This window comes from Peribacillus sp. NPDC096379, from assembly GCF_044762875.1.
In the GTDB taxonomy this organism is placed as follows: Bacteria; Bacillota; Bacilli; order Bacillales; family DSM-1321; genus Peribacillus.
Map to the genome: position 1 here is coordinate 125,284 of NZ_JBIWFD010000006.1, position 22,519 is coordinate 147,802.

22 protein-coding genes are annotated in these 22,519 nt (G+C 39.3%); 19 read left to right on the forward strand and 3 right to left on the reverse strand.

Annotated elements, in window-relative coordinates:
• The first annotated feature begins 80 nt into the window (after positions 1-80).
• From ACIQZI_RS21285 to ACIQZI_RS21365, 17 genes are all read left to right on the forward strand, one after another.
• Positions 81-884, forward strand: a complete 804-nt coding sequence (locus tag ACIQZI_RS21285; RefSeq protein ID WP_403077057.1) for an alpha/beta fold hydrolase — start codon at positions 81-83, stop codon at positions 882-884.
• A 154-nt stretch (positions 885-1,038) separates the two neighbouring features.
• Positions 1,039-1,203 carry a Fe3+ hydroxamate ABC transporter substrate-binding protein gene (locus ACIQZI_RS21290; protein WP_403077059.1) on the forward strand — a complete coding sequence of 55 codons (165 nt, stop codon included), beginning with the start codon at positions 1,039-1,041 and terminating at the stop codon, positions 1,201-1,203.
• A gap of 163 nt (positions 1,204-1,366) precedes the next feature.
• Positions 1,367-2,122, forward strand: coding sequence for a threonine/serine exporter family protein (locus ACIQZI_RS21295; protein WP_062186459.1), 756 nt, complete (start codon positions 1,367-1,369; stop codon positions 2,120-2,122).
• A 19-nt stretch (positions 2,123-2,141) separates the two neighbouring features.
• Positions 2,142-2,600, forward strand: coding sequence for a threonine/serine exporter family protein (locus ACIQZI_RS21300; RefSeq protein ID WP_403077063.1), 459 nt, complete (start codon positions 2,142-2,144; stop codon positions 2,598-2,600).
• Positions 2,601-2,751: 151 nt separating this feature from the next.
• Positions 2,752-3,294, forward strand: coding sequence for an RNA polymerase sigma factor (locus ACIQZI_RS21305; RefSeq protein ID WP_403077066.1), 543 nt, complete (start codon positions 2,752-2,754; stop codon positions 3,292-3,294).
• Entirely contained in the window at positions 3,294-3,752 is a 459-nt protein-coding gene (locus tag ACIQZI_RS21310; RefSeq protein ID WP_403077069.1) for a zf-HC2 domain-containing protein, read from the forward strand. Before ACIQZI_RS21305 ends, ACIQZI_RS21310 begins: the two co-directional genes overlap by 1 nt.
• A complete protein-coding gene (locus ACIQZI_RS21315; RefSeq protein ID WP_403077072.1) occupies positions 3,749-4,210 on the forward strand; it encodes a hypothetical protein in 462 nt (153 codons plus the stop codon). The genes ACIQZI_RS21310 and ACIQZI_RS21315 overlap by 4 nt, the downstream gene beginning before the upstream one ends.
• On the forward strand, positions 4,207-5,205 hold the full coding sequence (locus tag ACIQZI_RS21320; RefSeq protein WP_403077075.1) for a DUF4097 family beta strand repeat-containing protein: 999 nt from the start codon (positions 4,207-4,209) through the stop codon (positions 5,203-5,205). Before ACIQZI_RS21315 ends, ACIQZI_RS21320 begins: the two co-directional genes overlap by 4 nt.
• A 382-nt stretch (positions 5,206-5,587) precedes the next feature.
• Positions 5,588-6,142, forward strand: a complete 555-nt coding sequence (locus tag ACIQZI_RS21325; RefSeq protein ID WP_403077078.1) for a YkoP family protein — start codon at positions 5,588-5,590, stop codon at positions 6,140-6,142.
• Between the two features lie 488 nt (positions 6,143-6,630).
• Complete coding sequence (locus ACIQZI_RS21330; protein WP_403077081.1) at positions 6,631-7,413, forward strand: transporter substrate-binding domain-containing protein; 783 nt, start codon at positions 6,631-6,633, stop codon at positions 7,411-7,413.
• A gap of 66 nt (positions 7,414-7,479) precedes the next feature.
• Complete coding sequence (locus ACIQZI_RS21335) at positions 7,480-8,124, forward strand: amino acid ABC transporter permease (RefSeq protein WP_403077083.1); 645 nt, start codon at positions 7,480-7,482, stop codon at positions 8,122-8,124.
• Complete coding sequence (locus tag ACIQZI_RS21340) at positions 8,121-8,849, forward strand: amino acid ABC transporter ATP-binding protein (RefSeq protein ID WP_403077085.1); 729 nt, start codon at positions 8,121-8,123, stop codon at positions 8,847-8,849. The genes ACIQZI_RS21335 and ACIQZI_RS21340 overlap by 4 nt, the downstream gene beginning before the upstream one ends.
• A 1,114-nt stretch (positions 8,850-9,963) precedes the next feature.
• Positions 9,964-11,142, forward strand: coding sequence for a NupC/NupG family nucleoside CNT transporter (locus ACIQZI_RS21345; RefSeq protein WP_403077087.1), 1,179 nt, complete (start codon positions 9,964-9,966; stop codon positions 11,140-11,142).
• Between the two features lie 225 nt (positions 11,143-11,367).
• The gene (gene msrB / locus ACIQZI_RS21350) at positions 11,368-12,339 is read left to right on the forward strand and encodes a peptide-methionine (R)-S-oxide reductase MsrB (RefSeq protein ID WP_403077090.1); all 972 of its coding nucleotides are present in this window, start codon (positions 11,368-11,370) and stop codon (positions 12,337-12,339) included.
• A gap of 88 nt (positions 12,340-12,427) precedes the next feature.
• Complete coding sequence (gene pxpB / locus ACIQZI_RS21355; RefSeq protein WP_403077093.1) at positions 12,428-13,147, forward strand: 5-oxoprolinase subunit PxpB; 720 nt, start codon at positions 12,428-12,430, stop codon at positions 13,145-13,147.
• The gene (locus tag ACIQZI_RS21360) at positions 13,131-14,132 is read left to right on the forward strand and encodes a 5-oxoprolinase subunit C family protein (RefSeq protein WP_062186443.1); all 1,002 of its coding nucleotides are present in this window, start codon (positions 13,131-13,133) and stop codon (positions 14,130-14,132) included. Before pxpB ends, ACIQZI_RS21360 begins: the two co-directional genes overlap by 17 nt.
• 11 nt (positions 14,133-14,143) lie before the next feature.
• A complete protein-coding gene (locus ACIQZI_RS21365) occupies positions 14,144-14,905 on the forward strand; it encodes a 5-oxoprolinase subunit PxpA (protein WP_062186441.1) in 762 nt (253 codons plus the stop codon).
• A 157-nt stretch (positions 14,906-15,062) separates the two neighbouring features.
• On the opposite strand, the gene ACIQZI_RS21370 is transcribed toward ACIQZI_RS21365, so the two are convergent.
• A complete protein-coding gene (locus ACIQZI_RS21370; protein ID WP_062186439.1) occupies positions 15,063-16,718 on the reverse strand; it encodes a glutamine--tRNA ligase/YqeY domain fusion protein in 1,656 nt (551 codons plus the stop codon).
• Positions 16,719-17,080: 362 nt separating this feature from the next.
• Here ACIQZI_RS21370 and purU point away from each other — a divergent pair, with 362 nt between their 5' ends.
• On the forward strand, positions 17,081-17,980 hold the full coding sequence (gene purU / locus ACIQZI_RS21375; RefSeq protein ID WP_062186437.1) for a formyltetrahydrofolate deformylase: 900 nt from the start codon (positions 17,081-17,083) through the stop codon (positions 17,978-17,980).
• A gap of 3 nt (positions 17,981-17,983) precedes the next feature.
• Here the strand turns inward: purU and ACIQZI_RS21380 are convergent, their stop codons facing one another.
• Both ACIQZI_RS21380 and ACIQZI_RS21385 read right to left on the reverse strand, forming a co-directional pair.
• Positions 17,984-18,658, reverse strand: coding sequence for an SIMPL domain-containing protein (locus ACIQZI_RS21380; RefSeq protein ID WP_403077103.1), 675 nt, complete (start codon positions 18,656-18,658; stop codon positions 17,984-17,986).
• Between the two features lie 600 nt (positions 18,659-19,258).
• Complete coding sequence (locus ACIQZI_RS21385) at positions 19,259-20,797, reverse strand: FAD-dependent oxidoreductase (RefSeq protein ID WP_403077105.1); 1,539 nt, start codon at positions 20,795-20,797, stop codon at positions 19,259-19,261.
• 536 nt (positions 20,798-21,333) lie between these two features.
• On the opposite strand from ACIQZI_RS21385, the gene ACIQZI_RS21390 reads away from it, so the two are divergent.
• Positions 21,334-22,518, forward strand: coding sequence for an Alp7A family actin-like protein (locus tag ACIQZI_RS21390; RefSeq protein WP_062186430.1), 1,185 nt, complete (start codon positions 21,334-21,336; stop codon positions 22,516-22,518).
• The last annotated feature ends 1 nt before the right edge of the window (position 22,519 follow it).

Sequence of the window (22,519 nt, forward strand, 5' to 3'; positions counted from 1 at the left end):
TGTATCATCTAATGAAGGTGGCGGTGCGGTGCTGATTTTTTAGAAGTCCCGCCCCTTTTCCTCAGAATGGGAGGGTTTCGATGGCTTATTTAACGATTGAGCAAGGAATTGACATCTATTATGAAGAAAAAGGGACAGGGAGACCGGTGATTTTCCTGCATGGCGTATGGATGAGCAGTCGTTTTTTTGAAAAGCAGCAGTTGTTTTTTGCAGAGAATTACCGCTCGATCCTTCTAGATTTTCGAAGTCATGGAAGTTCTTCACATGTTCACCATGGAAATACAGTAGCGACTTATGCAAAGGATTTGCATACATTTATTAAAAAATTGGACTTAAAGGGTGTTGTGCTTGTTGGTTGGTCGATGGGTGCTTTCGTCGTATGGGATTATATGAAGCAGTTTGGGTCAGAAAATATTCATTCAACGATCATAGTCGATGAGCTGGCTTCGGACTTTAAATGGCCCGACTTTGACATTGGAGCTTTCGATATTGCAACATTAAGTGCCTTCATGACAGAAATCCAGACGAATCGTTCTCAGTTTTTGGCAGGATTTCTAACTTCCATGTTTAAAGCTGAATTGAAACCGGATGAAGCAGCCTGGATGCTTGAAGAAGTAACAAAGATGCCTGAATCTATTGCGAGTGCCATTTTATTTGATCAGTCAATTGTGGATTATCGGGGGTTTCTACCAAGTATCGCGGTACCTACTCTGCTTTGCTTTGGCCGAGAAGAAAAAGTTATTCCTGTTGCAGCTGGCGAACATCTGAAAGAAAATATATCAGGCTCACAACTTGAAATCTTTGAGAACAGCTGCCATTGTCCATTTTTTGAAGAAACAGACAGGTTTAACGAGGTAGTTGATCAGTTTATACAAACTGTATAGCTGTTGACCAATCCCACAGCTAAAGCAGTGGGTTTTCTCGTTTAGGAAAGTTTGTAAAAAGCATGGTCATCTTGCCATGCCTTTTTATGTCGAATCCATTTATTAGTGAATCCTTTTACCGGAATTTCCGTAATAAGGATAGGAGGGGATAGACATGTTTAAGGTTGAACCAAAATGTTCGAAATGTGAAAAAGAGATTAAAGGTGATGAAGAAGTCTATATTCAGATGAAATACCCTGCAGAGAAAGGGTCTACTGAAATCAAAGCCTATTTACAAAACGAGGGTCAGTTTATTTGTGAAAAGTGTATGGAGAAGTAGTGTCATGATCATGATGATTTATTGAAGTATTAGCACTAGATGAAAAATACAAATCCAAAATGTACAGGTTCTAGTTTATTTCTTTTGTTATTAATTAACTAGCCATTTGATTTTCATGAAAATAGCGATACTATTAAGGAAAATAGGTTTTGGAGAGATGTCAATGGAAATACGCACAACGACCACGTATGAGATTATTGAGGTCTGTTTATTGGCAGGGAAAATTATGCTTCGCAGTGGTGCCGAAACGTATCGGGTTGAGGATACGATGACTCGGATTGCTGCTTCTTATGGAATTAGCTCTAGTCATTCGTTTGTGACACCTACAGGCATTATATTTTCAATGGATGGAAATGATCCGACGAAGTTGATCCGAATTTCAGATCGCTCCACGGACCTCCATAAAGTAACGATTGTGAATAGTGTTTCCCGGCAAATAAGTAATGGTGAATTAACAGCGAAAGAAGCACTGGTAAAGTTAAAGGAGATTGAGAGTTCAAATTATGCTTTTCCGATATGGCTTCAGATTTTTGCTGCGTTTATTGCGAGCGGCTGCTTTATGATCATGTATCAGGGGCTATGGACGGACTTCTTGGTAGCCTGTTTGGCTGGAGGACTGGGCTTTTCAGCTCTTGTTTATCTACACAAACTGTTGGAGATTAAGTTTTTTGCTGAGTTTATTGCTTCCTTAATCATTGGTACCTTTGCGTTTATCGCCGTTTCGTATAACTGGGGTACATATGTAGATAAAATCATTATTGGAGCAGTTATGCCACTTGTACCTGGCCTCCTCATTACAAATGCAGTGAGGGATTTAATTACTGGTCATCTAGTATCAGGAATTGCTAAAGGAGCCGAAGCATTTTTGACCGCATCAGCCATAGGGTCAGGGATTGCGGTTGCCTTAATATTTTTGTAATAATGCGAGGGAGACGTAAATGATTACACAGTTTATTACTAGTTTTATTGCGTCAGCAGCGTTTGGGGTTATTTTTAACGCCCCAAAGGAATCTTTAGTGAAATGCGGTTTTATCGGAATGGCAGGATGGTCTGTCTATTATGTTCTTTATTCCCGGGATGTTAGTAGTATTGTGGCTACACTCGTGGCATCATTAATTGTGGCTATTATTAGTCAGTTCTTTGCAAAGACGTACAAAATGCCGGTTATTATATTTAGTGTGGCAGGGATTATTCCGCTTGTACCAGGGGGACTATCGTATGACGCCATGCGCCATTTTGTTGAAAATGATTATAATATGGCCATTCAGCTTGCAGCCAAAGTAGTCATGCTTTCAGGAGCCATTGCGATGGGATTGCTGTTCTCAGAAGCGATCAATCAGTTATACCAAAAGGTTATAAAGCGAAGGAAAGTAACAGGCACTTTGGAGAAGGATTAAAATTCCCGGTGTGCAAATAAATCCCTTTTATATGGAAAACGACTGAATTTGTTTCGGTCTTTTTTTTGTTCTAAAACAATTTTTTAAAAATTTTGCAGGGTATTTACATAATTGTGCGTCTAAATAGATAGAGAGAAAAGAGGTGATGCAGGTGGAGAAGGATGAACAGCTTGTGAAGCGAATCATAGCTGGAGAAAAGGATCAATTTCGTGAGCTGATAACACGTTTTCAAACTAGGGTATTTGCGGTTGCATATAAAGTAAGTAAGAATACAAAAGATGCCGAGGATATCACCCAGGAAGTATTTCTTCAGCTGTATCGCTCTCTTTCTCAGTTCAAAGGTGATTCTAGTCTTTCTACATGGATCTACAAGATTGCGATGAGTAAGGCTCTTGATTATCGGCGCAAGCAGATCAGACAAGTAACTCATGAAGAGGAGGGAAATCTTTATGATATTCCTTTTGGGTCTACACCGGAAGACCTCCTTCTTGATAAAGAAGACAAAGAACTTGCACGTGCTTATATGGAAAAACTCCCAGATACATATAAGGAAGTTGTCCATCTGTATTATTTTCAGCAGCAGTCTTATCGTGAAATAGCCTCTACATTAAATGTTGCGGTCAAAACCGTAGAATCTAGACTATATCGAGCCAAGCTTATTATGAAGAAACAGGGGAAGGGAGAGGAACTTTGATGAAGCACATCACTGATGAACAACTTATCGCATATATACAAAACGAACTCTCCGGCAAAGAAATAGAAAATCTAGAGAACCATTTAACAGGTTGTAGTCAGTGTCAGAAAGAGTTTGTCGTACTTGAAGAATTAACTAATGAATGGAATGAGCCATCTCTTCAGCTATCCGTTGATGTAACGCTTGATGTTATGGGTGTGATTGAGAAAACGGAAAAGCAAAAATCTGCACGGAAAAACAAACGCAATACCTATCTACATTTTATCCTTGCAGTAGCGGCGACCATCCTATTTTCTCAACTGAAGATTGTCGATTATATCATCGATACTTCTAATCATGTAGTAGGGATTTCGTCAGTAACAGTAGAGCAAGCCAATCATTCTTTAGAAAAAGGAATGAGTTCTCTTAATAAAATTAACTTGAAAATACAATCAAAAACTGGAGGAGAAAATAAATGAGACAGCCAAAGAAATGGATATATATCCTATCATTCTTACCGGGACTTGGGCAATTTTATCTAGGCTTGATGAATAGAGGCCTGCAATTAATGTTGTTATTTTTCGGGGGAGTGTTCATTACCGCCCAATCATTCGGAAGTCTTGCTATATTCCTGCCAGTGCTTGTTTTTTATGCATATTATGATGCCTTAAATCATTATCGGATGATTATTGAAACTGGAGAAAGAAAAGATGAAATGCTACTGCAATGGGATGTTCTCCAAGGCAAGAAGAATATAGTTGGGTGGATTCTAATAGTAGTTGGTCTGATTAGTTTCCTGCAAATGTTCATGAACTGGCTACCGAGTGCAATCAGTCAATATATTCCTTATAATTTCCTGCAACAAGTCATCTTAGCATCTATTTTAGTTGGATTCGGATTTAAACTTCTTCGTGGTAGGAAAGAGGAAGCGCAATGAGGAATTGGAAGATTGGTTCGATTACAGCAGGTACTCTTTTAATCGTCATTGGGTTTCTTTGGCTCCTGCAGTCCTTCTTATCCATTCCATTTGCAAAAGTACTAGTTTACTCATGGCCGGTCATTTGTATTTTTCTTGGTGTGGAAATTCTTGTTCTTCACTTTTTTAGAAAAGATCAAAAACTAGGTATCCATTGGCTTAGTATTATTTTATTAATGGTAATTGGCGGGGCATCCTTAGTCTTCAGTTTTGGAAAAGCAGCCATGGATGAACTAGGGTTCAGCTTCCAAGCTTCTTCCTACAACATGCAAGAAGAGCTTGCGTCATCATCGACGATTCAGGAAGTGATCATTTCGTTACCGAGCGAAGATGTATTTATAACAGGAACAGATGAACAGAAAGTGACGATAGAAGGAAAATTGAATGCAAATGTAAAAAGTGATAAACAGCTAAAGAATAAAGTTGACGAGCAGTTTTCACTGAAACAAATTGGAGATAAAGTGTATCTTGACTTGTTAGATTCTGAGTTTGAACTAAATGATCTGACAAGAATAACAGGACGACTGCATATATCTGTGCCAAAGCAGGCGGTGGTGAAAGTAGATGTAGGCAAGGGTTCTATCGGGATTGATAATATCCAGGCACCAGCAAAACTGCAAACGTCTAATGGAGATATCACTGCGAATGCCTATACCGGTGCGTTGTTTGCACAGACTCGTGGGGGAGATGTGGTGCTGACAGATAGTGTTCTTACAGGAAGTTCGATCATTGAATCAGCTGGTGGGGATATTGTTTGGAATCTTTCACAGGAGCAGCCAATTACACTGGATGCCTCCACAAATTATGGGGAAATCAAAGGGAATATTGACTGGAAAGTTTCCACTCTAGCAAACGAATCGGAAGAAAAAAGACAAGGAACCGCGAAGCTTGGCAATGGCATCCATTCGATCATGCTAGAAACAGAGAGCGGGAATATCATTGTCACGAAAAACTGAAGGATGACTGTGAAGGGGTGAGGCACCTCTTCTTTTTTTATCCCACATAACGGGCAGTAAGACCCCCACTTCAAGGCTAAGAGGAATCGAAGAAGCGTAGTTGGGAGATAACTGCCTGTAAATGGCCGATTGGTGAGATACAGTGAAACTTACCTTTGCTACGCGGAGATTTAGCGACACTAGAACGTGACTAACAATCAGTGGGGAAGAAGAAAACCCCCACTGATTGAGGTTTACTTTACCCTAGATTTGTAGGCAGTACTACTAGTTTGATGGTGTAAATTTGACTTTATATAAATGTGAATGAGATCCCTTTTTCTTTGGAAGGCTAACTTGGAGAAATAGTAGTCATTCGTTAGGGAAGAGAGGTTTATGAAAGGGAATGAAAAGTTATTTAATCATTGCATGGAATATGATCGACCCATTATATTATCATCTATCAAATTTGACTTGCATTCATAACGGAAAAGCAGAGAAAAATTTTTTACGTGTTAAGCTCACTCGTTACAAAGGTAGAATGGTTGTACTTTCTGACGGGACACAGATCAACAAAAACGATACATTAGTCAAAATTCATCTGCATAATGCCGTTCTCTTAAAAGAATTAGGACAAACGAAAAGTAATCTTTACAGAGGCCGGTTCATTTTTCAGGCTGTCAGAAAATCTTTACCCGACTTGGTGTCTTATATTCAAAAGCATCATCAAGTGGATCAAATCAAAGGCATCATCGGTATTACTTCGTTGGACAAAGGTGTGAATCGTCTTGGCTTTGAAGTGGTACCTATTGCTAACCCACTTTATAAATGGTTTAAATGGGCCAGTTTTTTACCAATTTGTATCTTATCAGGCACCGATGTATCTATAAAAAAACAATCAGGGCCAAGTTATTTATTTATGTCTAAAGTATGTTTAATTAGTAGGTATAAAGTACAATAGGTCCCTAAAGGGTCTGATATCTCTCTGAGGTTTATCAATAAACGATATATAAGAGAGTGTATCTGACCCTACCTTAGTCTTTTTGCTAAGAGAAATTGGCGAATGGACGGGTGAAAAATTTAAGATTAATTGAACAGTCCCGACTATCTAATGTCAAATTATTTTTAAGATCCGAATGCTTCAAATCGTCTTTTCGGTTTGGAACATTGTATATTACCCCAGCTTTACTCCTCCTATCATCTTTAGGTGCGTTGTTGCCATGTAAATCCTATGCTCGATTCATATACTCTCTCCTTGTAAATATTTATAAGCATGTACTTTATATAAAGTTTGGATTATAATTGTGGATAATTATTTGATTATTCTAATAATTATGAATAAAAATAATCATAGTTTTATATGATTAGGGGAGGGGTATTAGGACATAGGGTACTGTACGAAGAGCTACATAATTGTTAGGAAAAATTATGTATTAGGAGGAAGGTCCGATGAAAAAATTTAAGTTAGTTAGTTTGTTATTTGTAATAGTGCTAGTATTGGCGGCATGTGGCACGAAAGATGTTGGTAATGCTGGAGAAGGAGATACGCAAGATAAGGATAAGGTATATAGAGTAGGAATTGATACTACATATCCACCGTTTGAATATGAAGAAAATGGAGACTACACAGGCATCGATATTGATCTCATTAACGCTATTGCTGAAGATCAAAACTTCAAAATTGACTTCAAACCGATGGATTTCGGTGGGATTATTCCTGCGATGCAAGCAGGTCAGCTTGACGTTGCGATTGCTGGAATGAGTATTACAGATGATCGGAAGAAAGTCGTTGATTTCACAGATCCATATTTCCAAGCAGGTTTGACATTGGTTGTGAAGCAAGGGGAAACGGGTATTAAGTCAATTGAGGATCTTGCAGGTAAAAAGGTAGCTGCGAAAAAGGGAACGACAGGAGCTAAATTCGCAACAGAAAAAGCCGAAGAAATAGGCTTTGAATTGGTTCAATTCAATGACAGCCCAGCAATGTTCCAAGATGTGGCGAATGGAAATTCAGATGTGCTAATTGAAGACTACCCTGTTATCGCTTATGCAATTGCTCAAAGTACTCTTGATCTAGAAGTCGTCGGCGATCGTTTAAACGGGGATGAGTACGGGATTGCTGTTCTGAAAGGGAAAAATGATGAATTATTAAAGAAAATGAATAAAGGCTTAGCTAATTTGAAAGCTAGTGGCAAATACGATGAGATTATTAATAAATATCTGAATGAATAATGGAGGGGAATATAGTTAGTCGGGGCGCGAAACTGCTCGTGCCTTTTTTTGAAAGGAGAGTCTGTTATGGATGTAATTAGGAATGCTTTTCCCTATTTAATGGACGGGCTGAAGGTTACGCTATATATTTTTGTAATTGCTCTTATTTTAGGTTTCATTATTGGCTTAATCGTAGCATTGCTACGTTTGGCACCGATAAAACCGCTGAACTGGATTGCAAAATCCTATATAAATGCCATTCGTGGAACGCCAGTCATTGTACAATTATTCTTTATTTATTTTGGATTGAATACAATCCCGTGGATTTCGATGGACAAAACAACTGCGGGGATCGTAACTATCGCTATTAATGCCGGAGCTTATTTTGCTGAAATCATCAGGGCGGGCATACAGTCCGTTGATAGTGGTCAAACGGAGGCAGCTAGGTCACTTGGGTTAACAAGTACACAAACGATGAGATATATCGTTCTTCCCCAAGCATTTCGTCGGATGTTACCTACATTTACAAACCAATCGATCATTAGTTTAAAGGATACTTCGCTTTTGTCGATCATTGGCATAGCCGATTTAACCCAGCGTGGACAAATCCAGCAAGCGGCTACCTATGAATCCTTCAAAATTTGGCTGATGGTAGGGGTGATCTATTTCATTATTATTTACGCACTAACCCTGCTAGCCAATTTCTTAGAAAGGAGATTTGAATTACGATGAGCATTATTCAAGTGCAAAATTTAAAGAAATCATTTGGAGATCTTGAAGTTTTGAAGGATATCAGTACAGTTATTCAAGAAACTGAAGTGGTCTGTGTGATCGGCCCGTCTGGTTCTGGGAAAAGCACGTTTTTACGATGCTTGAATCGACTTGAAGAGATTACTGACGGTGAAGTCATTGTGAATGGTCATATCATTTCAAGTAAAACTGTGAATATCAATAAAGTACGTGAGGAAGTTGGTATGGTGTTTCAACAGTTTAACTTATTTCCGCATAAAACAGTGCTAGAAAATATCACACTGGCGCCGATGAAGGTTCGGTTAACAACGAAAGATGCAGCGAAACAAAGGGCATATGAGCTGCTAGATAAAGTAGGCTTGAGAGAAAAGGCAGATAGCTACCCAGCCCAGCTTTCTGGTGGACAAAAGCAGCGGGTCGCGATTGCAAGGGCGCTTGCGATGGATCCGAAAATTATGCTATTTGATGAACCAACTTCAGCTTTGGATCCAGAGATGGTTGGCGATGTACTTGATGTCATGAAACAACTTGCCAAAGAGGGAATGACAATGGTTGTCGTCACGCATGAGATGGGATTTGCCCGCGAAGTAGGCGATAGAGTCATGTTCATGGACGGTGGCTATGTGGTGGAAGAAAACGTTCCTGAAGAGTTATTTAGTCATCCACAGCATATGCGGACGCAATCATTTTTAAGTAAAGTTTTATAGATACATAAGGAGGAACCAGCTTAGGCTTGGTTCTTTTTTGTTATTTAACGTACTATATGGGGCAGATAACTTAATTTGTCTATTGGAATATAGTGCAAAACAACCCCACAAACCATCTGATGGGCGAAACCCTCCTCGTTTAGAAAAGGCTAATCAAGAGTACGACTTGTATCTATATTGATGGTTATTTTTAACTAAATGAGGGAAGTGCATAAGTAAAAGATCTAATGGGACGATTTCACTTATTACTGGGGTAAGTGGACGTGTAACAGCAATCGTATTTGCTAAAGAAGGCATTCATATACGATTTTTGAGGGCTATTGGATATTTGCAAAATAGAGAGCTGAACTAAAAGAATATGAAGAAAAGACCTGGATGGCGAGGGTAGACGTTTGCAAGATGGAATCGTAGCTAGTGCTTGTCATCTTCAAAACTTGCTCTATTAGGATAAAATACATAGGTATATGTCGTGTACATGACACGATAAATAGTGAATGAAGTGTAATATCAGACATTTTTGGGACATCCTCTTTCATTTTATTTGGCTCTTTTCGTAAAGATTTTTGTTTTTAGCAAGTAACAAATTCGAGCAGATGTTGATTGTAGTGGAAGATGCGAGACTCCTGAGACCGCCCGCAGGAAGCGAGTGCCTGTAACGGAAATCAACCCAGGATAGTAGTGTAAATATTATTTAAAAGCAACAAAGTATACGAAAACAGCCTTTTATTTTTCAAAATAATTTTTATATTAGTATAACGAAATAAAGATTTGGTAATTCGTAATCATATTATTATTTTTACTAATAAGTTTGAGAAAAAAGGGATTACTATAATAGAACCAAATAAAATAGCGCGAATTTATGCCTTTAGAAGGAGTCTTTATTTAGTATACCTTGTTAGCCTAATATGTTTTTGCTATAATCAATTTTGCTTAATGATCTTATCATATGTACAATGTGCAAGGGGAAATTGGAATGCTTTTATTTTTGAATACGTTTTCGTTAATGGGAAATGTACTGTGCATTTGGGCATGATATAAGTTGTAAATGAAAACTTATATGGAAGATAAGTAGTCAGACGTTCAACTTTAAAATACTACCTAATGGAGGTAACAAATGAATTATTTAATCTCAATCGTAGGACTAATTGTAGTTCTTGCTCTTGCCTGGATTGCAAGTAACAATCGCAGAAAAGTAAAAATTAGACCTATAATCCTGATGATTATTATCCAATTAATCTTAAGTTATGTATTATTGAATACTAAAATTGGTCTTGATATCATTCAAGCAATTGCAAATGGGTTTACGAAGTTATTAAGCTTTGCGAATGAAGGGATTAGCTTTGTTTTTGGCGGAATTACCAATAAAGGCGAATTTCCTTTTTTCCTAAATGTTCTACTTCCCATTGTATTTATTTCTGCATTAATTGGAATTCTACAGCATATTAAAGTTCTTCCTTTCATAATGAAATGGATTGGCTGGGCACTTAGTAAAGTGAATGGCATGGGGAAGCTTGAATCATACAATGCTGTAGCATCTGCACTTGTTGGACAATCTGAAGTATTCATTACTGTAAAAAAACAGCTCGATCAATTGCCTGCTCATCGTCTATATACATTATGTGCATCAGCGATGTCCACGGTCTCCATGTCAATTGTTGGGGCATATATGACAATGGTTGATCCGAAATACGTCGTGACGGCTGTTGTTATTAACCTATTTGGTGGTTTCATTATTTCATCCATCATTAATCCATATACAGTGACGGAAGAAGAAGACATCCTCGTTGTTCAAGAGGATAAGCAAAGCTTCTTCGAAATGCTGGGTGAATATATTATGGATGGTTTCAAGGTCGCGATTATTGTTTCTGCGATGTTAATTGGCTTTGTTGCCCTAATGGCAGCCGTGAATAGCTTGTTTGCTACGATTTTCGGGATTTCTTTTCAAAGTTTAATTGGATACGTCTTCTCACCAATTGCAATTCTAATGGGGGTGCCTGCCTCAGAATCGGTAATAGCTGGTGGCATTATGGCGACTAAATTGGTCACGAACGAATTTGTGGCTATGCTTTCTTTAGGCGATGTAGCTTCTACCTTAAGTGAAAGATCAATCGGAATCATTTCTGTATTCCTTGTTTCATTTGCGAACTTCTCTTCAATTGGCATCATTTCTGGAGCTGTTAAAGGGCTTCATGAAAAACAAGGAAACGTTGTTGCACGCTTTGGTTTGAAGCTTTTATACGGCGCAACCTTAGTCAGTGTATTAACATCAGTTATTGTAAGCTTTATCCTATAATCTGAAGCGGTAGAGTTGTCTTATAAGGGTCTGATCTCGAACTCTCTATATAGTATAAAGTGTGATATACACTTGCCTTTTACTGTATTTAGTTGTTGCCTGGTCGGACCCTTTTTCTTTTGAGACAACTCCCGAGAACCAGAGTAGAGTATTTTTATCCTGGTTTAACAAATTGTAATATCCCACTGATGGAAGTTTCACTGATATTAACAAGGAGTGATGCGGATGAATGATATTAGTAATACAAGGGAATTAGAATTAGCAACGTTCGCTGGTGGTTGTTTTTGGTGTATGGTTTCTCCTTTCGATGAGATAGAGGGAATCCTTCAGGTCGTTTCCGGTTATACAGGAGGACATGAACCAAATCCTACGTATAAACAAGTGAAGTCAGGCACCACTGGACATGTAGAAGCAGTCCAGATTACGTATGATCCTGCTAGTATATCCTATACAAAATTATTAGAGCTATATTGGCAGCAGACCGATCCAACAGATGCAGTCGGGCAGTTTTCTGACAGAGGACCAGCATATCGGTCTGTCATTTTTTATCATAATGAACATCAAAAGCAAGAGGCTGAGAAGTCTAAAGTGCAATTAACGGAAAGTGGCCGGTTTCAAGAACCGATTGTAACTGCAATCCAGAAGGCTGAGCTTTTCTATAGAGCAGAAGAATATCATCAGGATTTTTACAAAAAGAATGCATTTCGATATGCTTTATATCGACAAGGAAGCGGTCGTGAACTTTTTCTTAAGAAGCACTGGCCAAAGGATAAAACGGAGCTGAAGGACCGATTGTCTGCTATGCAGTTTTTTGTTACTCAAGAAAATGGCACGGAACCACCTTTTGAAAACGAATATTGGGATAATAAGCAGGAAGGGATTTATGTTGATATTGTTTCGGGAGAGCCTTTATTTAGTTCAAGCAATCAATATGACAGCGGCTGTGGATGGCCAAGTTTTACTAAGCCGATTCTTTCCGGATATGTGAAGGAAAGCATAGACGTAAGCCACCGCATGACAAGAACGGAAGTGCGGAGTAAAGAAGCTAACTCGCATTTAGGCCATGTTTTTGAAGATGGCCCTAGTCCAAAGGGACTCCGCTATTGTATTAACTCTGCTTCTTTACGATTTATCCCGAAAGCGAAAATGAAAAAAGAAGGCTACGGTGACTTGCTTCTGTTATTTCATGTGAAATAATGAGTAACATGGATAGGATGAGTATAAAGGGAGTTCAAAGTAATATAGGTAGAAAATAAAACGATTCTTTTTTAGCTGGAGGTGGAACATGGACTATCAATTACACCCATTTGGAGACAATGGAATCATGATTGAACTAGGGACTACAATTTCTCTAGATATACAGAAGAAAGTCCGTGCAGTTGTTTCTTTTCTTGATCAAAATCAATTTGAGTGGATGATTGAGTATATTCCGGCATTTACGTCTGTGACTGTGTTGTATGATATTGGGCATCACGAACTTATTCAGGATGGTCGTTACCCATATGAGCAGGCATGTGAGCAACTGAAAGAGGGAATTGCGGGGTTAGTGTTGGAAGAATCTCAGCTTCCGAGGGTGGTAGAAATTCCAGTTTGCTATGGGGGGAAATTAGGACCTGATTTGGATTTTGTAGCTAGACATAATGGACTTAGCGTTGAAGAAGTCATTAGGATTCATAAAACAACTACTTATAACGTACATATGATTGGGTTCGCGCCAGGTTTTCCATATATGGGCGGAATGTCTGAAAAAATTGCTGCGCCAAGGAAGGAAACACCTCGCTTAGCTATTCCAGCAGGTTCAGTTGGGATTGCAGGTAAACAAACGGGTATTTACTCTATTGAAACTCCTGGAGGCTGGCAGATTATTGGTCGGTCACCGATTCAATTGTTCCGTCCTTTCAATAATGCGCCTAGTTTATTGCAGGCAGGGGATTTAATTTCATTTAAAGAAATTACGTATCAGGAATACATCGATTGGGAGGATAGGGATGATAAAAATTATTAAACCAGGCCTTCTTACGACCGTTCAGGATTTAGGCAGATATGGATCGCAGAAGTATGGGGTCATTGTAAGTGGAGCGATGGATCAGTTGTCACATCGGATCGCCAATCTTCTAGTTGGGAATGATGAAAGCAAACCAACTCTTGAAATTACATTAACAGGTCCGGTTATTGAATTTACCGAAACTACCCTTATCTCGCTTACGGGCGGGAATTTATCTCCAAAAATTAATGGATGTTCAATTGACTTGTGGCGCCCGATTCTTGTAAACAAGGGGAGCATACTATCATTCGGCCCGTGTAAAACGGGCTGTCGTGCGTATCTAGCGGTAGCTGGTAGCTTTCAAGTCACAACAGTCATGGGGAGTGCTTCCACCTATTTAAGAGCAGGAATAGGCGGCTTTTTGGGGCGGGCGCTAAAAGTTGGGGATGTCCTTAGTATGGAACGAATGAGTTCAAGCAGTAAAAGGATTATTCAACGATTATCCACTGAGCTTGGTAAGCGAGATTATATCGAAGCTACGTGGAAGATCGATCCGGTGATCTCGTCTTGTAATATGGGCAAACAACCAATCAGGGTCATCGAAGGCCGCCAATATCACTGGTTTACGGAAAAAAGCAAACAGACCTTGTTCCAAGAAGAGTTTATGGTGACCTCACAATCTGATCGGATGGGCTACCGATTAAAAGGGGGTTCACTTACCTTGGCCACTGAAGAAGAAATGGTCTCCGAGGCGGTGGGATTTGGAACTATCCAGGTGCCAGCTGAGGGTAACCCGATTGTCTTATTGGCAGATCGGCAAACGACAGGTGGCTATCCGAAGATTGCTCAAATCGCAACGGTTGATTTACCAGTCATCGCACAAGCCAAACCAGGAGAAAAGCTACAATTTCAACTAATTTCCCTCAAAGAGTCACAATTGATCTATTTGGAAAGGGAAGAGCAGATCAGACAATTAAAAATAGGCATTTCGCTTTTACACGGATAGGAGGGACCAAAATGTTTAAGGTAGATTTAAACTGTGATATGGGTGAAAGCTTCGGTGCATATCGAATGGGAAGAGATGAGGAAATACTAAATTATGTTAGCTCTGCCAACATTGCTTGTGGTTTTCACGCTGGCGATCCTTCTACGATGAGGAACACAGTGAAGTTAGCTTTAGAGAAGAATGTTGGAATTGGCGCTCATCCAGGCTTCCAAGACGTAGTCGGTTTTGGTAGAAGGGAAATTAGCTTGACCCCTAAAGAGATAAACGACCTGGTTTTGTATCAAATTGGTGCACTATCTGCATTTGTAAAAGCAGAGGGGGGAAAGCTTGCGCATGTAAAACCGCATGGAGCTCTTTATAATATGGCAGCGAAAAACGCGGCCTTATCCGATGCTATCGCAGAAGCTGTTTATCAGGTGGATCCAGAGCTTATATTGTTTGGGTTGGCTGGTAGTGAGCTCATAAAGTCAGGAGAGAAAATTGGTCTACATACTGCATCGGAAGTTTTCTCTGATCGAACGTATCAACAGGATGGCTCGTTAACTTCTAGAAAAGAAGCTGATGCACTAATTACAGATCCTAAGCTTGCGGTTGGTCAGGTGCTGAAGATGGTTCGAGAGCATAAGGTGAAAACAATTCAAGGAACAGATTTTTCAATTCGAGCAGACACGGTTTGTATCCATGGAGACGGGAAGCATGCAGTGGAGATGGCTCAGTATATATCGGCTGCCTTAGAACAGTCAGGGGTTAAAATTGGAAGAATAAGATTGTAGTCATTTCATGATCAGATGAAAGAGGAAAGAGGCTGCCCACAAGCAGGGAGACCCCACATCCACTATATATCGTTTATATTCTGCGTCAATGACAGAATATAAACGATATATAGAGTGTGAGGTCAAGACCCTTTTGGGGCATCTTCTTCTTTTTATTTTATAGTTTAAACGAGCTTTTTAATTCAACGATTTGGTTCAGGACTAGATGCCCGTCTGTTGTGTGCTTCGGATCTACATTGTAATAGCCGTGACGGAAGAATTGGAACTTATCTTGTGGTAGAATATCTTTCATATTTGGCTCTACAAATCCTTGTAGAATCTCAAGAGAATCAGGGTTAATACGCTCAAGGAATGTTTTTTCTTCTTCCTCTTCGTTAGGCTCTTCATCAAGAATTAATGGTTGATAATTGCGGAATTCCGCTGGTACTGCATGGGCAGCATCCACCCAGTGCAAGGTTCCTTTTACTTTGCGACCAGTAAACCCAGAGCCACTTTTTGTTTCCGGATCATATGTGCAATGAAGCTCAACTACATTGCCTTCTGCGTCTTTAATAACTTCCTCGCATTTAATGAAATAAGCATGTTTTAGGCGAACTTCATTGCCAGGAAAAAGGCGGAAGTATTTCTTCGGTGGATTTTCCATGAAATCATCTTGCTCCACATAAATCTCACGAGAAAATGGAATTTGTCTTGTGCCCATTTCTGGATTTTCTGGATTAATTTCTGCTTCAAGCCACTCTACTTGGCCTTCTGGGTAATTGGTAATGACCACTTTAAGCGGTTTTAAGATTCCCATTGTTCTAGGTGCTTTTAGCTTCAAATCTTCACGAACGAAATGATTGAGAACTTGGCTGTCAATTGTTCCATATGCTTTTGATACACCGATTTCATAACAGAAAGCACGAATGGCTTCAGGTGTGTAACCGCGTCTTCTTAACCCAGAAATGGTTGGCATACGAGGGTCGTCCCATCCGTCTACAACACCTTCATCGACAAGTTGCTTCAGTTTACGTTTACTCATTACGGTATTGGTTAGGTTCAAACGACCAAACTCATATTGTTGTGGGATACTTTCCATTTCACATTGCTCAACAACCCAGTTATAAAGTGGGCGTTGGTCTTCAAATTCAAGGGTACAAATGGAATGTGTCACGCCTTCAATTGCATCCTCAAGCGGGTGAGCGAAAGCGTACATTGGATAGATGCACCATTTGTCGCCTGTGTTATGGTGTTTTGCATGTGCGATTCGATAAATGACGGGGTCACGAAGGTTAATATTCGGAGAAGTCATATCGATTTTTGCACGAAGAACTTTTTCACCGTTTGCAAATTCACCATTGCGCATTTTTTCAAAAAGGTCCAGGTTTTCCTCAATTGAACGGTCACGATACGGACTATTCTTCCCAGGTTCCGTTAACGTACCTCGATATTCGCGAATTTCATCAGCATTTAAATCATCAATATAGGCTAAGCCCTTCTTGATTAATAAAACAGCACGGTCGTACATTTCATCGAAGTAATTGGAAGCAAAGAAAAGGTTATCCCAGTCGTAGCCGAGCCATTTTACATCCTCTTTGATGGAATTTACGTACTCTATATCTTCTTTCAGCGGATTCGTATCATCGAAACGCAGATTGGTTTTCCCGCCAAATTCATCCGCGACACTAAAGTTCAAAATGATTGATTTAGCATGTCCAATGTGTAAATAACCGTTAGGCTCAGGTGGAAAGCGAGTGATGATATGATCACGTTTCCCTGTCTCTAAATCTTCTTTAATAATATTTCTTATAAAATTTGAAGAGTTATGTTCCAATTAAGTTCGACCTCTTTCATATATAAACTCGTATACTTTACATTTAGTTTTATCTTCATATATACCATAAATACAGACTTTTTTCCATGGATTGCACCAATTATGATTGTACATGCTTCCTATTCATATCTTTTCCAAATAAGCAGGGAATACCCTAGATTTAGAATGATACTAGAAGAGTGGGGAATGGCAAAACAGATCATGTATTTTGATAGCGTTGTTTTTGGATTGAGTTTCCCAAAAAAAGCGCACTAGTACACGCATCCTACCATTTGTATCGGCTGTTCTACAAGTATTCACTTTGTGCAACTGCAGGAATGAAGTATAATAGAGCAAATCTAGTAAAGAAAGTTGGAATAACAATGACACCATTTGCTCAGGATCACTTACCTACATTTAAGGAAAATAATAAAAATACAGGTCGACTCATGATAAAATGTCCCGATCGGCCAGGCATCGTTGCAGCTGTATCTTCTTTTTTACAAGAATTTGAAGCGAATATCGTCGAATTAAGTCAATATTCGATGGACCCTAATGGTGGTACGTTTTTTACAAGAATCGAATTTGAATGTCCGGATCTAGAGAAGAAGGCGAAGGGGATGGCAGAAACTTTTGAACCGATTGCAAAGAGATTTTCAATGGAATGGACATGTACCAATGTAAGTGACCTTAAGAAAATCGCCATTTTTGTTTCAAAAGAGCCTCACTGTTTGCTGGAATTGCTTTGGGAATGGCAAAGTGGAGATTTACTAGCAGATATTGCACTTGTTATTAGTAATCACGAAGATGCTCGTGAAATCGTTGAATCTCTTCATATTCCGTTTTATTATTTACCTGCTAATAGGGACATTCGTAAAGAGGTAGAGGCAAAGCAACTAAAGCTTCTCGAGGAATATGAGGTGGATTTGATTGTTTTGGCAAGATATATGCAAATTTTGACTCCAGAATTTGTCTCAGCTCACCCAAATCGAATTATTAATATTCACCATTCCTTTTTACCCGCATTTATCGGTGCAAGACCGTATGAACGGGCCTATGATCGTGGAGTAAAACTAATTGGAGCGACTTCACATTATGTGACCAATGACCTCGATGAAGGACCGATTATTGAGCAAGACACCGATCGAGTTGATCATCGCGATCATGCGAATGACCTGAAAAAAATCGGCCGTTCCATCGAGCGAAGAGTATTGGCGCGTGCAGTCAAATGGCATCTTGAGGATCGAATCATCGTTCATCACAACAAAACGGTTGTATTTTAAAGGTTAGTGAAACGTATAAATGACTTTTACAATTGCCTTGATCTCTAATTCACCAGGTTGAATCTGTGTGGAGGCAGCCTTTGCTACAAAGCTGGTTTGATAAAGAACTGGCGTCGATCCAGCTGGGATTTCTTCAATGGTTTCGGGAATTTGTTGCAAAGTAACGTCAGCAGCCTTCGCTAATGCTAATGCTTTTTGTTTGGCATTTTGTAAGGCGAGTGCAAGTGCTTGATTATAGTACATATCATGCTGAGATAATGAAAAACGAATATTTGAAACAGAATTGGAGCCATTTTTGATGGATGTGTCGACGATATTGCCAACCCGGTCAATATTTTTTGTTCGTATTTCGATCATATGATGTACTTTATAATTTTTGAAGATCTCTTTACCGTCCAGATAGTCATATTGAGGATCCATACGGTATTCCTTTGTTTTAATTTGGTCATCTGGAATGCCGAGGTCAGCTAATCCTGTTAAAACTTTGGCCATTGCTGTAGCATTTTGCTGTTGCGCCAAGATAGGGTCCTTATTTTCTGTGATGACACCTAATGTAATGAGTGCCTGATCTGGAGGAGCTTGAATGGTTGCTTCTCCGATGACGGTTAATTTGTTTGGGCCTTCACGTGAATGTTGATCGGCTTCGCCTCGAAATAAAGGGGAAGACTGGTAATTCATAAGTGAAAACACATCCTTTCGTTAGATCCTTCTATCAACTTCAGGCAAGAGTACCCCTTCCTCAAGGAATGTGAAGGGCATAGCCCAATGAGTAGGGAGGGGATGAATGGCCTTTTCGTGTATCAGAACACATGTTCTTGTGGTGTGATATTCCTGAACAGATTGTTCATTGACAACTGAACATAGGAGGTTAGTACGAGAAAGGCTTCGTACCGTAAGATGTTCAAGCTAAAACTAACAGCCGAGACACACAATGGTGTGAACCCAATAAGCTGAAAAAAGAAGTCCCAACGGCAAGACCAATGGGATAGAGGGTTGGGTGTTTCTAGTACACCACGGTGTCAACGCAACGTACGTTAAGCGTTCAAAAATGTTCGATACGTTAGAAACCCCCATAAAACTTTTGTTAGAAAGTTTTGTGGCGGGAGTATTCATTAAGATACGATAATCGTCAGGGGAACATACCTCTTTTTTAAAAGAATTAAAAAGAAGATGTCACATAAGGGTCTGACCTCGCACTCTAAATCAGTGTGTGGAGTTTCATACACGTACCTTATACTGTCTTTAGATGTTACGGGGTCGTGACCTTTGCATTGAAAGCTATTCCAATGTAATTTGTTTTAATGGCTCAACTGCTGGCCCTTCTAAAACCTCGCCTGTAATCGAGAATCGAGAAGCGTGGCAAGGACAGTCCCATGTTCGCTCCCCGCTGTTCCATTCCACTTCACAGCCCATATGGGTACAGGTGGAGTCTACAATATGCAAAGTTCCTTCTGTGTCGCGGTAGCAGCCTGCCTTATCCCCATTAACCCTTACAATGGCTCCTTCGTCATTTGTTAACTCCTCAGGCAATTTAGACACCATAGCGAATTTCCCTTGGATTAAGTGTTTTGCAACATCAAGATTATCTTTTACGATATTTGCTGCACCTTTCAAGTGTGAGCGTGAAGGGCTAAAGAGCTCTGCGTAGCGATTATCCTCGTTTGTTATCGCATCTGTCATGATTTTTGCGGCTATTGTTCCTTTCGTTATTCCCCATTTGGCAAAACCTGTTGCAACCAGCACGTTTGGATGATTGGACGTTATAGGCCCGATAAATGGTAAATGATCAGGAGTTACATAGTCTTGGGCTGACCAACGGTATGGAATGTCGTTAATTCCAAAATGCTTTTCTGCAAAGTCATGGATCGCCTCGTAATGCTCTATCATTGAAATTCCTTGCCCCGTTTTATGGGTTTCTCCTCCTATAAGAACAAGCTTTTCCCCGTTTAAAGTGGTATAACGGAATGTTCTCGATGGAGTGTCTGCACTAATATACATCCCACCAGGGAAATCATTCTTCGTTTTAACAGCTAATACATAAGAACGTTCTGCGTGCATTCTCGCAAAGTAAAGCCCCATTTCGTCATTAAAAGGAAAATGCGAAGCTGTGATCATGTAATTACATACTATTTTTGCTCCATTGTCTGTAATAATCACTGGTTTTTCCCCATCTTCGACTTTCATAGCTGTCGTATGTTCAAAAATTGCCCCGTTAGCGTTTGTGATAAGAGGGATCAAACCAGTTAAATATTTTAATGGGTGGAATTGATATTGGTTTTTCATGATGATTGCTGCTTGACATGGAACGGAAAAAGGAATGGTATTCGTATATTCACCAGGAATTCCGAGCCTTTCATATGCTTTCATTTCGCTTTTAATTTTACTAGCATATTCATCTGTTTCAGCATAAACATATGCATCTTCCATAGTTAAATCACAGTCAATATCATGTGTTTCAGCTGTTTTCTTAATGAAATCCATGGCTTCTTTATTCGCATGATAATATAATTTCGCCTTTTCTTCACCGTGATCTGTAATGAGTTGATCATAAATTAAACCATGTTGTGCAGTAATCTTCGCGGTAGTATGTCCGGTCGTTCCTGTCAAAATAGAGCCTGCTTCGATTAGAACCGTCCGTATCCCCTTTTCCGCAAGTAGATATGCGGCTGTGATACCAGAGATCCCACCGCCAACTATGGCGACATCAGTTTCTATATTTTGTGTAAGCTTTGGGAAATTCGGAAAGGAGAGATGGTCTCGCCAATAAGGTTCAGGGAATTGAGGTAAATCTTGATAATGTTTATTTTGGTTTGGCATGGAATGTTGCCTCCTAATTCATTAATTAAAGCGTGTAACATTGTGTGAAAATTGCCTATATACAAGCGGAAACTCGTCTAAGGGAAAGAATAATATTGCTCAATACCGTCCAATTATTACCATACCCAGGTTTGTTGGATTATACACATTACTTTTTAAGACGATATTTATAATCAAAAAGGGGAGGTTGTACCGGACAAAGTGAAACTGCAAGGAGGGGTGGAAGGGGCTCTCCGATTCGCCCAGCTCCGGTAATATTAACCACATTTATAAGAAAAGGACTATTGTTTACAATTTCGTATACATGTAAACAAAAATGTATACGTGTATACGAAATATGTTTACATGTATACGAAACTGTATACATGTTGGTGTGTAGGCATGCGTGTGCGTTTAAGGAAATTGTGTACAAAAATGTATACAAAAAAAGATAATTGCATCTATTGGATTATTGACCAATCTCTTAAACTTTCATATTCTTATATAGATAGAATATCCACATTACATACTCCGAGTGAGTAGAAGGGATTGATTAGATGAGTACGTCAAGAATCGCTGCAGTCGATGTAGGAAATGATGCAATTAAAGCTATATTTGGAAAGATGGATTCGGAATTATATATCCCGAACGTTATTGCTCGTGATATTGAGGACCGACCTGTTATTGGAATAGAGGATCTTAATCAACAAGATCCAGTTGAAGGAATCCACATTAGGATTCATTCCCCTGCCCTTCTGGAAAACAATGCGATTTATCGAGTTGGAAATTTGGCAACAAAAAGTGATAATCCTTTTGAATTAGATCCAGGAAGTAGCAAATCAGAGGAAGACCAAACACTTGTTATGTTGTTTGCTGCTTTAGCGCTTGATGCAGTTAATGAAAAACAAGCAGCTGTGTTCAGAAAAACAAATAATGTAATCGATGCAAACTATACCCTTGGAACAGGATTACCTCTTCGTGAAGTGAAAGAAGGAAAAGATGTTGGGTATCGTTCTAAACTTCTGGGCTCTGTCCATCAAGTAGAGTTTTTAATAACACCTAAATATCAAGGCGTGAAAGTAAATATTAAATTTGATGAAGTGAAGGTGTATCCAGAAGGGTTTGCGGCGTATATTAACCTTGTGATGGATAACAATTCAAACGTCATTAATAGAGAATTAATTGACAAACAAATATTAATTCAGGATATTGGTGGATTATCTACAGATATCGCTGTGATTAAAAATCGCAAAGTTGATGACGATAAAGCGCAAGGCTTTAATCTTGGTGTAGCAGAGGCGTTGGAAGCCATTCGTGAGGAAATTCGCAAAAAACACGGAGTTGAGCTTGATAGTAGACGTGATGTAGTTGAAATTATTACCAAGAAAAACGATCGTAATCACATTATGGTTCGTGGATCAAGAACGAGTGTTCATGATATTACTGATCGAATTCTTGGCGAACTTGCAAAAAAACAATACCGTCATTTACGTAATGTTTGGCAAAAAAATTCGCAAACAGAAATTTGTTATTTTATCGGCGGCGGATCCATCGTATTGAAGGATTATTTGAAAACATTGAATAACCATTTAGATGGCTATAACATTGATTTCTTTGAAGATGAGAAAGAAAGCATCTGGATGATGTCTAATGCGTATTACAAATTGATCACCGACTTTGTAAGGAAAAACCCAAAAATAGAAGGTAAGAAGCAAGAGCAAAAAGCAGGATCAACTAAATAGG

Coding starts and splice junctions, on each gene's coding strand:
- ACIQZI_RS21285 (WP_403077057.1), top strand. CDS start 81: ATGGCTTATTTAACGATTGAGCAAGGAATTGACATCTATTATGAAGAA.
- ACIQZI_RS21290 (WP_403077059.1), top strand. CDS start 1,039: ATGTTTAAGGTTGAACCAAAATGTTCGAAATGTGAAAAAGAGATTAAA.
- ACIQZI_RS21295 (WP_062186459.1), top strand. CDS start 1,367: ATGGAAATACGCACAACGACCACGTATGAGATTATTGAGGTCTGTTTA.
- ACIQZI_RS21300 (WP_403077063.1), top strand. CDS start 2,142: ATGATTACACAGTTTATTACTAGTTTTATTGCGTCAGCAGCGTTTGGG.
- ACIQZI_RS21310 (WP_403077069.1), top strand. CDS start 3,294: ATGAAGCACATCACTGATGAACAACTTATCGCATATATACAAAACGAA.
- ACIQZI_RS21315 (WP_403077072.1), top strand. CDS start 3,749: ATGAGACAGCCAAAGAAATGGATATATATCCTATCATTCTTACCGGGA.
- ACIQZI_RS21320 (WP_403077075.1), top strand. CDS start 4,207: ATGAGGAATTGGAAGATTGGTTCGATTACAGCAGGTACTCTTTTAATC.
- ACIQZI_RS21325 (WP_403077078.1), top strand. CDS start 5,588: ATGAAAAGTTATTTAATCATTGCATGGAATATGATCGACCCATTATAT.
- ACIQZI_RS21330 (WP_403077081.1), top strand. CDS start 6,631: ATGAAAAAATTTAAGTTAGTTAGTTTGTTATTTGTAATAGTGCTAGTA.
- ACIQZI_RS21335 (WP_403077083.1), top strand. CDS start 7,480: ATGGATGTAATTAGGAATGCTTTTCCCTATTTAATGGACGGGCTGAAG.
- ACIQZI_RS21340 (WP_403077085.1), top strand. CDS start 8,121: ATGAGCATTATTCAAGTGCAAAATTTAAAGAAATCATTTGGAGATCTT.
- ACIQZI_RS21345 (WP_403077087.1), top strand. CDS start 9,964: ATGAATTATTTAATCTCAATCGTAGGACTAATTGTAGTTCTTGCTCTT.
- msrB (WP_403077090.1), top strand. CDS start 11,368: ATGAATGATATTAGTAATACAAGGGAATTAGAATTAGCAACGTTCGCT.
- pxpB (WP_403077093.1), top strand. CDS start 12,428: ATGGACTATCAATTACACCCATTTGGAGACAATGGAATCATGATTGAA.
- ACIQZI_RS21360 (WP_062186443.1), top strand. CDS start 13,131: ATGATAAAAATTATTAAACCAGGCCTTCTTACGACCGTTCAGGATTTA.
- ACIQZI_RS21365 (WP_062186441.1), top strand. CDS start 14,144: ATGTTTAAGGTAGATTTAAACTGTGATATGGGTGAAAGCTTCGGTGCA.
- purU (WP_062186437.1), top strand. CDS start 17,081: ATGACACCATTTGCTCAGGATCACTTACCTACATTTAAGGAAAATAAT.
- ACIQZI_RS21380 (WP_403077103.1), bottom strand. CDS start 18,658: ATGAATTACCAGTCTTCCCCTTTATTTCGAGGCGAAGCCGATCAACAT.
- ACIQZI_RS21385 (WP_403077105.1), bottom strand. CDS start 20,797: ATGCCAAACCAAAATAAACATTATCAAGATTTACCTCAATTCCCTGAA.
- ACIQZI_RS21390 (WP_062186430.1), top strand. CDS start 21,334: ATGAGTACGTCAAGAATCGCTGCAGTCGATGTAGGAAATGATGCAATT.